Source organism: Algibacter lectus, from assembly GCF_900112395.1.
GTDB classification, from domain to species: domain Bacteria; phylum Bacteroidota; class Bacteroidia; order Flavobacteriales; family Flavobacteriaceae; genus Algibacter; species Algibacter lectus.
Map to the genome: position 1 here is coordinate 438,245 of NZ_FOLN01000001.1, position 13,599 is coordinate 451,843.

5 protein-coding genes are annotated in these 13,599 nt (G+C 33.1%); all 5 read left to right on the forward strand.

The window, feature by feature from the left end:
• The first annotated feature begins 73 nt into the window (after positions 1-73).
• The 5 genes from BM246_RS01585 (at position 74) to BM246_RS01605 (ending at position 13,181) form a co-directional block, all read left to right on the forward strand.
• On the forward strand, positions 74-4,009 hold the full coding sequence (locus tag BM246_RS01585) for a G8 domain-containing protein (protein WP_074935499.1): 3,936 nt from the start codon (positions 74-76) through the stop codon (positions 4,007-4,009).
• A 304-nt stretch (positions 4,010-4,313) separates the two neighbouring features.
• The gene (locus BM246_RS01590; protein WP_083415672.1) at positions 4,314-8,291 is read left to right on the forward strand and encodes a G8 domain-containing protein; all 3,978 of its coding nucleotides are present in this window, start codon (positions 4,314-4,316) and stop codon (positions 8,289-8,291) included.
• A gap of 22 nt (positions 8,292-8,313) precedes the next feature.
• Positions 8,314-11,328, forward strand: a complete 3,015-nt coding sequence (locus BM246_RS01595; protein WP_074935501.1) for a G8 domain-containing protein — start codon at positions 8,314-8,316, stop codon at positions 11,326-11,328.
• 263 nt (positions 11,329-11,591) lie between these two features.
• Positions 11,592-12,134, forward strand: coding sequence for an outer membrane beta-barrel protein (locus BM246_RS01600; RefSeq protein ID WP_074935502.1), 543 nt, complete (start codon positions 11,592-11,594; stop codon positions 12,132-12,134).
• A 129-nt stretch (positions 12,135-12,263) separates the two neighbouring features.
• A complete protein-coding gene (locus BM246_RS01605; RefSeq protein WP_074935503.1) occupies positions 12,264-13,181 on the forward strand; it encodes an alpha/beta hydrolase in 918 nt (305 codons plus the stop codon).
• Positions 13,182-13,599: the final 418 nt, after the last annotated feature.

The window sequence follows — 13,599 nt, forward strand, 5'->3', positions numbered from 1 at the left end:
TTTTGCCGTTTTACAACGAACTTTACTAAATATTATACCTTTTTTATAATTCCATTTAAAAAAATTAATATTTATGAAAAGAATTCTACTTTGCTTGACGCTTCTATGCGTTTCATTCATTACGGTTTCCTATTCTCCAATTAATGAAAAAAAAGGATTAGTTGGTTCAAAATATAATTGTTTACCTAATGCTTTATTATCCGTATCTGCTGTTTCTAATGGCGATTGGAATAGTACGGCTACATGGAGTACAAATCAAATCCCTTCAAATCTAGATGATGTCATTATTCCAAATGGTATAAGAGTAACATTGTCTGGCACAATGGAAGCAAGAAGCGTAAGTGTTTCTGGTATTTTAAGTCCGTTTAACTTAACAACAGATTTTGAATTAATTACCGAAGGTATTATGATACAAGACGGTGGACTCATGCAAGTAGGTAGTGTTGCCAATCCGTATTCAGCAAATGGTATCGTAACCCTTACAGGATCTGATCCAAATGGCGTTTTAATGGGGAATGCTTTTATGGGTACAAAATTAATTGGTGTGATGTCTGGTGCAAGATTAGAACTTCATGGCATCGTTAAAAAAACTTGGACACAATTAAACGTGACGGCTTCATCTGGAGTAACTAGCATTACTTTAAAAGAAACTATTGATTGGGAAATAGGCGATGAAATAGTCATTGCATCTACAGATTTCGACCCACATCAAGCAGAAAAAAGAACAATAACTTCAGTATCTGGAACTACAATAGGCTTAAATACACCATTAACTTATATGCATTGGGGTGTTGAACAAATTTACAATAATGGTACTGTAGACCTTACTTTAGATGAAAGAGCAGAAGTTGGTTTATTAACCCATAATTTAAAAGTAAGAGGAGATGCGTCTAGTGAAACAAATGGCTTTGGTGGACACATTATGTCTATGCCTGGATCAGTATCTAGAGCATCTAACATTGAGTTGTTTAGAATGGGACAAAAGTCTAAAGTAGCTAAATATCCTTGGCATTGGCACTTAGTAAGTGATGCCACAGGGCAGTATATAAAAAACGCTGGAATCCATCACTCCTTCAACAGACTTATAACCGTTCATGGTACTAATAATACCGTTGTTGAAGGCAATGTTGGTTTTGATTTTATTGGACATGGTTTTTTTCTTGAAGATGGCGATGAAACAGGAAATAGTTTTAAAAATAACTTAGGGGTGTTATGTAAAAGACCCGTTACAGGAGAAGAAGTAACACCAAATGATATTGGAATTGGAGCAGACAGAGGCGTACCCGAAGAGGCATTTCCATCAACATTTTGGATTACAAACCCGAATAACGATTTTATAGGAAACGTGGCAGCAGGTTCAGATGGTTCGGGTTTTTGGCATCTCGTTTTAGAAGAAGCTATAAATGAATCTGGATCAAGCTATGAACCAGGGATTCAACCTATGGGTATTTTTGATGATAACAAAGCACATTCAAACTTATTTAATTGGGGAATAGATAGTGGCGTAGATAAAGTAACAGAAGAATTAACCAATGGACATTACAGACCACAAAATGCTAATGGAACTCAATTTGTACCCATTATTAATCGTTTTACAGGTTACAAATCTGTAGATAGAAATGTTTGGATTAGAGCCAATAAAATGGATTTTCATGAGTGTACATTTGCTGATAACGGTCGTTCAGATTTTTTCTCTTATACTCAAACTTTATTTAATTCATTAGTAGTAGGTAAATCTGATAATATAGGGACACCTACCTCTGCAAGCGAAATAGAAGCAGGTAGGACATTACCCTACCCTAGCTTAGGTGTAAAACATTTTAACAATGGCTTTAGAGGTCATAGCATATACGATGGGCCTTCGGGAATTGTAGATACACATTTTGTTGGTTTTGATTCTAACGGTGCCAATGCCTATTGTTTTCAAACAAACGGTGCGTCAAGAAAATCGACCAATCATTTTGCCAGAGGTATTACTTTTGACCCTTCAATACCTGAAGCCAATAAATTTGATTTTACCAATTCATCACATCTTAGTTTTATGTATTTAAGTGGTATTATTGATGAAGATGGAAGTCTTACAGGAAGTGCTGGAAGCCGGGTATCTCCAATTATATCATCACATCCTAACGGACGAAACCTCTATGAAAAAGGGGCCAATGCACAACAAACCAATATTATTGAAAAACCAGAATGGGGTGCTTGGGTTACCTCTGTAACAGAATATAACTATTTAAGAGATCTTGATAATTTAGATAAATCCAATGGCCCTTTTACACCACGTTATTTTATTTCAGAATATCCGGATAAAACAACACATGCCGTTTTTAATGTACAAACTCAAAACATATATTTTGATGCACCGGTTATATCTAATGATTTAGACTATAAATATTATTTCCAATATCATAAGTTTCCAAATTATATGATAGCAAGAATGGATGGCGCTAAGACAAATTCAGAATCTACAATTCTGGTGTATCCAAATATGCCATCGTCCGCAACTGTAGTTGGAGCTACTGAAGTAGCTAATTTTACACAATTAAAAAATAGCGCAACTCAAGCTTACTTCTTTAAGGATAATACAATCTATGCGAAAATTATAACTAATCGAATTGCACCTCAACCTGCGCAATGGCAATTTGGTCAAGACTTTAGATTTCAAAACCTAGTTTTAAGAATTTGTGTAGATGGTAATTGTAACGATAGAACAAGTATTCAAGATTTTGTTACCCTTATTGATTACGGCAAGGGAGATGACAGTAGAGATACATCCACCACTACCGATGGTTTAACTGCTCCTACGTTTTCTTACGGAAGCAACAATGTATCATTTTCAGTAGAAAATAATGGCAATGGTATAGAAGGTTATACAGATTACACAATTACTTTAGAAGGCAGACAAGTCTGGGAATATTTCAATACTTTATATATTAATTATATGGGACCCGATGTAGAAGTTTTAATGGAGGATACTGAAGGCGGAACATTAAGCTTAGGAACTTACGCAGCTTCAGATATTGAAAACATTCGTATTGGTCAAGATTCTGAATTTGATAAATTCACAAAAGTTAAAAAATTAATACTGCGTTTTCATGAATCTAATATGGGAGATATTAATAGCACATCTTCTTCAAATGTTCAAATCAATTCTATAAAATTAGGTGCAGATGTTCCAGCAAATTATAGTGTATCTTCAACATCAACAACTCAAGATTCTGATGGTGATGGTATTCTAGATGCCGATGAAATCAGTTTATGTCGAGATGCAGATTCTGCTTCAGATTTTGCTTTAGAATTTAATAGTGATAGCCCCATTTTTGATGACTTTACACAAAGAAATGCAGATGATACTATAATAGAAGAATTAGGTGTATTAAAAGGTACAGCCTCATCTAGTAGTGGTGATGTTCAAATTATAAAAAACGGATTTTTGGACATGTTAGGTTCAGATATTAGTACCTTAAGTATCAGAATTAAAGCTAATATAGCCAGCACTAGAGTACAGATTTTTTGGCAGAATGAAAATAGTGGTCCTGCTTCAGGTAGAACCGTATTTACTAATTACACAGGTAATGGTAATTTCCAAACGCTTACGTTTAATGTGAGTTCGAATAGTGAGTGGGTAGGACAAAAAATTAAAGGTTTTAGAATAGACCCTGTATCGAGTTCTAATGTGTCTTTTGAAATTGATTGGATTCGAGCTAACAATGCTGTTGACCCAGCCTCAACATGTGTTCCTTTATCTGTGGATACTACTATTAATTTTGAAGACAGTATTAGCCTATACCCTAACCCTGTTGCTTCTGGACAAATAGTAAATATTAAAGGCTTAGAAAGCTATAGCTATACGAAAGTTGTTGTTTATGATATTACTGGAAAAATAATTAATTCTCAGAAAATAGACAACACCATTAGTCTTGAAAATGCTAATGCAGGTATGTACTTTGTTAAGTTCCTAATTCCAGAAAGAGGAATAATAATTACGAAAAAACTGTTAAAGAAATAACAGCTTAACCTCCAATAGAAAACCTCCCTTTCTTTGAAATTTTAGGAGGTTTTCTATTTAAAATTTAAACAATAAGAAAGCCTTATTTCTACTGATCTAATTAAATATCACTAAAATGTTTGTTTAGAATAAAAAACTCTTAGTATTATAACAATTATTTATAAATCAAGTTCATATATTATTATTTAAAGTGTTGTTAAAGTATTAGTTCTACTATTTTAAACGGCAGAAACAACAGGATAACTTCGCCATTATTAATAAGTAATTTAGAAAAAATTAAAGCTAAATTAAAAACCAATTAATAATGAAAAAAGCATTTTTTTGTTGTGTACTTATGTGCATTACCTTTATTACAGTTTCTTACAAAACGCATCCTAAAAAAAAAGAGCCTATTAGTTCAAAATATAACTGTGCTCCTACTTCTCTTGCATCAATATCTGCAAGTGCAAATGGAAATTGGAATAACCCAAGCACATGGGCTCCAAACGGTATTCCTACAGCTTCAGACGATATAATTATTCCAAATGGGGTTACTGTTAACCTTGTTGGTAATTGTAGAGCAAGAAGCATAAGAGTTTCAGGACTTTTAAAACCCGTTAATTTAAATACAAATTTCACATTGACTACAAGAGGTATCATGGTACGAGGTGGTGGAACTTTACGTATAGGCACAGTCAATAATCCTTATAGAGGAAATGGTACTATTAGACTTAAAGGTACAGATATATCAGAAATTTTATTTGGGAACCAAAATTTGCCTGTGGAAGAGACTATGGGATCGAAATTAATTGGAGTAATGGCAAATGGGCGCTTAGATCTTCATGGTGTCGCAAAAAAAAGTTGGACACAGTTAAATAGAACAGTTAATGCAGGAGTTAGAACAATTACTTTAAAAGAGCCTATTGATTGGAATGTGGGCGATGAAATAGTTATTGCATCTACAGATTTTAATCCGAGGCAAGCAGAGAAAAGAACTATTCAATCTATTTCTACTAATAGAAGAGTACTAACCTTAAACTCTGTATTAAACTTTATGCATTGGGGTATTATTCAAGAATATGATAATGGGAATCTTTCTTTGGACGAAAGAGCAGAAGTTGGCCTATTAACACATAACTTAAAAATACAAGGTATTGAAGGTGTTTCAAATGGTTTTGGTGGTCATATCATGTCTATGCCAGGATCTATATCAAAAGCATCCAATATTGAGCTATTTCAAATGGGGCAAAGATCTGTTGTTGGGAGGTATCCTTGGCACTGGCATAAATTAGGTAATACAACTGGGCAGTTTATAAAAAATTCAAGCGTTCATAAGTCATTTAATAGAGCTATAACCGTTCATAGCACCAACAATACACTTGTTGAAGGGAATGTAGCTTATGATTTTATTGGTCATGGTTTTTTTCTAGAAGATGGAAGTGAAACAGGAAACACCTTTTTAAACAACTTAGGAGTTTTATGTAAACGTCCACCTGAAGGACAAGAGGTTACAGCAAATGATCGTGGTATTGGTGCGGATCAAGGTGTGCCTCCAGAAGCATTTCCTTCTACATTTTGGATAACAAACCCTAACAATAACTTTATAGGAAATGTTGCAGCAGGCTCTGATGGGTCCGGATTTTGGCATCTTGTATTAACAGAATCTCTTGGTGACGTTGTTCCAAACTATGAGCCAGGAATTCAGCCTATGGGTACTTTTAATAATAATAAAGCGCATTCAAACCTTTTTAATTGGGGTGTAGATGCAGGAATAGATAAAGGGACAACAGAGTTGACAAGGGGGCATTACAGACCTGAAAATGCTAATGGAACACAATTTGTACCTAAAATCAATGGTTTTACAGGATATAAATCTGTAGATAGAAATGTATGGATTAGAGCCAATAAAATGGTTTTTAATAACTGTGTATTCGCAGATAATGGGCGTGCAAATTTTTTCTCATACCATCAAACACTCTCTGAATCGTTAATTGTTGGGAAATCAGATAATATTGGAACACCAACTTCTGCTAGTGAAATTATAGCTGGTAGAACACTACCTTATCCAAACTTGCCTGCAAAGGATATTAATAATGGTTTTAGAGGACATAGTATTTATGATGGTCCCACCGAAATTATAAACACACATTTTGCTGGTTTTAATTCTAACGGAGCCAACGCATTTTGTTTTCAAACCAACGGAGCTTCAAGAAAATCTACCAACCATAGTGTAAGTGGTCTTACTTTTGCTTCAGACATACCTGAAGCAAACAAAGTTGACTTCACACCAATTGCATATGTTAGTTTTATGTATTTAAGTGGTATTATTGACGAAGACGGTAGTCTTACAGGATCTGCAGGAAGGCACGTAACACCAATTATAACACCAGACCCTAGCGGGAAAAACCTCTATGAAGTTGGCGCCAACAAACAACAATCCAATATTACTAGAAGAAATGACTGGGGAGCTTGGATTACAAACCTTAAAAATTATAATTATTATACTGACGTAGATTTTACAGATAAAACCCAAGGTCCTTTTACCCCTCGTTATTTTATTGCAGAGTATCCAAATAATAGTACACATGCTGTTTTTCAAATTCAAACGCAAAACAAATATTTTGATGCTCCAATTATTACAAATGATTTAGATTATAGATACTTTTTTCAATATCATAAGTTTCCTAATTTTATACAATCAACTTTAAATGGAGCTACAACAAATAATCAATCATCTATAGTTGTTTATCCAAACATACCATCTACTGCAACAACAATAGGAGCTACAGAAGTAGCAAACCTTACTGCATTAAGAAATAGTACTGTGCAAGCTTATATGTTTAAAGACAATACCATTTATGCTAAAATAATCACTAATAGAACTGCTACTTCTGCTTTTCAATGGCAATTTGGTCAAAAACACAGGTTTAAGAATAATCCTTTTAGAATTTGTGTAAACGGCAACTGTAATAATAGATCCACTATTATAAACGATGTAACCTTAATAGATTATGGAAAAGGAAATGATAGTAGAGATTCAAGAGTAACTACTGATGGAATACCTTTACCAACATTTGCCTATAATGGAGGACGCGTATCTTTTAATGTAAGTAACAACGGTAACGGTACTAATGGTTATACAGACTATATTATTAACCTAGAATCTAGACAAGTATGGGAGTATTTTAATACTTTAAACTTAAACTATACGGGTCCAGATGTTCAAGTATTAATGGAAAACACTAATGGTAACCGTACTTTTTTAGGAACTTACTCAAGCTCCGACAGTAGAAAAATTCGTATTGGGCAAAACGCACTTTTTTCTGATTTTATAAAAGCAAAGAAATTAATTCTAAGATTTCATGAATCTAAAATAGGAAACCTTAATATCGCTTCAAATTCAAATGTTCAAATCAATTCAATAAAACTTGGCGTAGATATACCATCTACAGGTTTTAGTGTTTCTTCAAGTTCTTTAAACATTTCAGATAATGATGGTGATGGTCTTTCCAATAGCGAAGAAAACCAACGTTGTAGAAATATTAATTCCGCTTCAGATTTTGCTTTAGAATTTAACGGAAGAGAAGACTTTTTTGATGGTAACATTCAAAATAATATTGTTGGACGTGCACGAGTTGCTGGTGGATTTTTAACAGGAACGTCTGCTACAAATGATCCACAAATAATAAAAAGACAGTTTTTAAATATGTCTGGATCACAGATAAGCTCTATTGATGTTAGAATAACAGTTTCTACACCAAATACTGTAGTAGAATTGTTTTGGGAAAATGAAGATGGAACTTTTTCAGCATCGCGATCAATGTCTAGAACTTACACAGGAAATGGCCAACCCCAAGTACTTACTTTTAATATGAGTTCTAATAATCAATGGGTAGGTAAAACAATTAAAGGGTTAAGAATAGATCCTACTAGTAACCCTAATGTTACTTTTCAGCTTAACTACATACGCGCCAATAATGCTATTCCTCAAGAAACACCTTGTGGAACAGCTAAATCTTCAGTTACAGAAAAAACATTATCTGTTTATACGCCTATTAATTTTGAAGACAGTATTAGCCTATACCCTAACCCTGTTGCTTCTGGACAAATAGTAAATATTAAAGGCTTAGAAAGCTATAGTTACACAAAAGTTGTTGTTTATGATATTACTGGAAAAATAATTAATTCTCAAAAAATTGATAACACCATTAGCCTTAAAAACGCAAATGCAGGTATGTACTTTGTTAAGTTCTTCATTAATGAGCATAACCAGGTTATTACTAAAAAATTATTAATAAAATAAAACTTATTACAAAACCACAAAAATGAAAACATATCAATTATTTTTAATAAAAAAGAGCCTATTGAATACATACTTAGCTGTATTTTTATTCCTAATATCTGGGGTGTTATTACATGCTAAAAACAATCATTTAGATAGCACAATAAAACATAATAAAGCACTAAAATTAAATGGGATTAGTTTTTCTTCAACAACCAATTTGGTTTTTACATCTATAGAATCTAAACCTCATACGGGCGCTGTTAATCTTCCAATTGGTAGTAATATAACAGGACTTCAAAAATGGTCTTCTAATGCGAGTTGGGTTGGAGATTTAAAACCAACAAACGGAGATGACGTTTTTATTCCAGAGAATTCTGTGTTGGTATTAGATGAAAACATCAGTGTAAAATCTATTACCGTTGCTGGAAAATTAATTGTCGATCTTTCAAAAGACATTCGCATTTCCACAGAATTTATTTTCGTAAAAGGAGCACAAGCCTACTTTGAATGGGGAACAGAAACGGAACCCTATTTAAAAAATGGACTCATAACTTTGATTGGTACGGATACTGAGAAAAAAATACCCAATACAAACGTCACAACAAAATCAATTGTTGTTATGAACCATGGAGTTCTTGAACTACATGGTGAAAAAAAATTATCTTGGACAAAACTAAGTGCCAATGCAATAAAAAATAGAGATGTTATAAGTTTGGTAGACCCTGCTACAAATTGGAAAGTTGGAGACTCTATTATTATTTTATCTTCTCGAATTAATATGAATCAAGCAGAAGTCAAAACCATAAAAAGCATATCAAATAATGGAAAAATAATAAGATTAAATTCAGTATTAAATTTTCCTCACATAGGTACAGCACATTCTTATACAAGTCCATCAAATAAAACATGGAATGCCGATATTAGAGCAGAAGTAGGACTGTTAACCAAAAGTATAAAAATTCAAGGAGATTCTGATTCAGAAGCTTTACAATACGGTGGTCATATTATGATTCATAACAATGGTGTAGCTCATGTAGAGGATGTAGAATTGTACAAAATGGGTCAAAAAAAACAATTAGGACGCTACCCTTTCCATTGGCATTTGGTAGAAGAAAGAGGTGCTGGACAATATTTAAAAAACACAAGTATTTATAGAAGTTATAACCGTGCCATTACCATTCACGGGACAGAATCTACCTTAGTTGAGGGTAATTTTTGTGTAGACCATTTAGGACATGGTTTGTTTATGGAAGATGGAGGTGAACGTTTTAATATTATTAGAAATAATGTAGTAGCCGTTACAAGAAAGCCCGCTGAAGGAGACGAATTAACACCTTCAGACAATCAATTCAGCACCCCACAAAATGCTTCGCCATCTAGTTATTGGATTACAAATCCTAACAATATTGTTACCAACAATGTAGCAGGAGGTTCAGATGGTACCGGTTTTTGGTTTATTTTTCCAGACAAGCCCATTCAACAGTCTTCAGGTGTAGACAGACTAAAAAATTTAAATCCGAGGGGAGATAAATTGGGAGCGTTTTCTGGAAATACAGCACACAGTAATAAAAATGGCTTTGATATATTTGATATTCTAAGAGAAGATCATTCCATAGGAGCCAATGCAAGTTGGAATAGATCTGAAAAACGCTATTTAGACAACAATACTTGGTATGCTAATGAAATTGGCGTGTATGGTGGTATTGGTGGTGGTGTCCCTACTAGAAATGTTATTTTTAGAAATAATGTATTCATTGATAATGAAATACATTTAATGCATGCTAACTATTCAGATCATCTGAACTGCATATTTGTTGCAAAATCAGGTGAAAGTGTATTTAATGGAGAACGTGTTTTAATGAAAGCGTATGACGGAGCTTTTTCTATTACAGATTCTTATTTAGTAGGTTGGAATCAGCCAGAAACAAAATACGCATCATCAATTGGAGGCTCAAAAAAACATCCAAATTATGTGGTATCAGGTATTGAGAAAGATTTTACGGGACCTCCTATTTTTAATCTTCCGAATTATGATAGATTACAAAAAGGTCCTGCAGGAGCGAATTCTGCTGCACAAGTACGTGTATGGATCTTTGCTATTTGGGACAAAGACGGTTCTTTAACTGGTGTACCAGGTGGAGGAACTATAATATCTAATCACAATATGCTCCGTGATGGTACAGAAAAACCTTTTGAAAATTGGAGGAATACCTATTTCACAAAAAAACGTATTGGACATCTTAATTTCCCAATAACTAGCGGTAATGAAAATGCTACAAACGTTCCTAGAATGACTTTTACAAGAACCAAACCAGGTACATCCAAAGCAGGACATTACCATTCTAATGGTTTTTATAATATTCCACAAACTGCTGTCATATTAAATGATGATTTTCTCTACACGATTCAATTTGAAAATCTACCTGATAACAGAAAACTTACGTTAAGACTGGAAGACACTTACAAAGATGGAGACCATGTAATCATTAGAATGAAGAATTTTGCAAAACTTGCAGGGATTACTACTGAAGAAAACTATCCTGTAGCTACAACCTTAACAGCTTTAAAAAACTCAAGCGAAACAACAGTTGCCAAACTAGGAAACCATTATTACGTAAAGTTCTTTGGTACAAAACTAGGAGTTTCTGTTATTAATTTTAAATGGAATATACAACCTGCGGGTTGGCCTGTATTAGATACCGATAATGATGGTGTTACAGATAGAGATGAAACTTTTGCAGGAACCGAGTATATAGGTTTAGGGCGATTATTTGAAAACAATCCTGTTTTAAATGTGGAAAATGTAATAACAAACAATAATACTTTAACGCTATATCCAAACCCTATTGCTTCTAGACAAATTGTTCATTTAAATGGTTTAGAAAATTATAGTAATCTTGAAGTTGTTGTATATGATATTACAGGAAAGGTAATTAACTCTCAGAAAAAAGGGAACACATTAAACCTTAAAAATGCAAAATCTGGCATGTATTTTATCAAGTTCTTTCTTAAAGATAAAAACACATTTATTACTAAAAAGTTAGTGGTTAAATAAAACTAATTTCAAAACAAAAAACACTTTTGTCGCCTAGATTTTGATGGAATTATAAACTCAAAAACTGCAATTATTTCATCATTAAATCTACGGATATATAAAAGCAAACATTCTATAATAAAATTAAGATAAGTTTATCTTAAAAACTTAACAATTTTTGTCAGTATTTTACTTTATATATAGGTTTAATCATGTTTTAATTGGCAACTACAAACTCTTTACAGGCTTAGGTTTGTGGATATAAATATTAAAACAAATTAATTATGAAAACACAATTTATTACCTTATTTACGTTATTATCAGTTTCAATTATTTTCGCACAAGATTCAGAGGTTTCAGTAGATTCTAAATCCTTTGATTTTGGTATTCGGCATGGTTACATAGCAACAGCACTTTCAAATGAAAACGGCAACAACACTAATCAAGATATCTACTTTGGGCTATTTGCAACAAAAAGGCTATCAGAAAAGTTTAGTTTGCAAATTGAGACCAATATTGGGCAATACTCAGTCATAGAAATTCCATTACTTTTAAAATATAAACTGACTAATAAGTTTGACATTTACTTAGGTCCCCAATTGGAAATTAACACGAAAGATGATTCTATTTTTAGAGGTTCTTCTTCTGAAAGCCTTGCTGCTTCTTTAACTCTTGGAACGCAATACAACATCAATAACCATTGGTTTATAGAGGCCCGATATAATTATGGTCTAGCAGATAAGCATGTTGTTAATAATAACTTAAATGAAGCCCCTATTTTGGGTAATAAAAACAATTTTAGTTTTGGTGTTGGGTATAAGTTTTAAAATTAATTATGAAAACGCTATTTATTACCTTATATACGTTATTAACAATTTTGACTCGTCCTTAATAAAGGCTTTTGAATAATAAAAAAGGTATTGAAGATAAATTAATGTTCACATAAATTTTCTAAAATGAAAAGTCTTAAAACTATCAATATCATTGTTCTTTTTTTAATTGCATCACATTGTGCTCATACTCAAAAAGGTAAACCTGCACCATATTTAACCAATGTTAAATATGGTGAGCATGAGCGAAATGTTTTAGATGTTTGGTTTGCAGACAAAAACAAAACAACACCTTTAGCTATATTTATTCATGGAGGAGGATTTTCGTCAGGTAATAAAGAAAGGATCAATGGTGATGAACTGACACAATTGTTAGAAGCAGGAATTTCTGTTGCCTCCATAAATTACCGCTATAAATCAATTGCCCCCTTGCCTGCCGCACATAATGATGCTAAGCTTGCTTTACAGTTTATTCGTTCAAATGCTACCGAATGGAACATTGATAAAAATAGTATAGGCGTATTTGGGAGCTCTGCAGGTGCACAAATATGTATGTGGCTTGCTTTTAGTGACGAAATGGCTAATACCAAAAGTGATGATCCAATAAAAAGGGAATCTACTCGTGTTGCTTGTTTAGCCACAAAAGGTGGACAAACCACTATGGAATCTGACTTCTGGATTAAACATATTGGTAAATATGCTCCTGGTGAAGAGGCAACTTTTAACGGTAAAACTCGCCTTCAAACCTTTGGAGCTAAAACACTAGAGGAAGCCGATGAAATAGCAAAAACGGTATCTGCTCTTGTTTTGGTAACTGCCGATGATCCTCCTATTTTCATGCAATATGCAATGTCGCCAAAAACTGCAGTACCAAACAATGCAAAGAGAGCTAGAGGTTGGGTTGTGCATCATGTAGATTTTGGAACCGCACTAAAAGAAAAAATGGACGAGCTAAATGTTGAAGCTGATTTGAAATATCTAGGGGCTAAAACAAAATATAATTCATTCATTGAGTTTTTTGTGGATAAGTTATTAGATAAATAAAATTGAGTTGAATAGGATAAAAACTACTGGCAAATATGAAAAAAAATAGCCGAGACAGCAGTAAAATCAAGGACTGCATCCCATTTAATGTTTTTTGTAATTTGACGATTAAATACCACGAAACGAAATCATACATTAACCGTTGGGTAATATTGGAACGCAATACAACATCAATAACCATTGGTTTATAGAGTCTCGATATAATTATGGGCTAACGGATAAACATGTAGTTAATAATAGTTTAAATGAAGCCCCTATTTTGGGTAATTAAAACAATTTTAGTTTTCGTGTTGGTTATAAGTTTTAAATATACCGAGACGTAATAAAATAAAGTTATAATTCGTCATATCCCTATAGGTTTTTATAGTGACTATTATCTTTCTAAAGTTGGTTAATGAAAAAGTAATAATCACTTTAA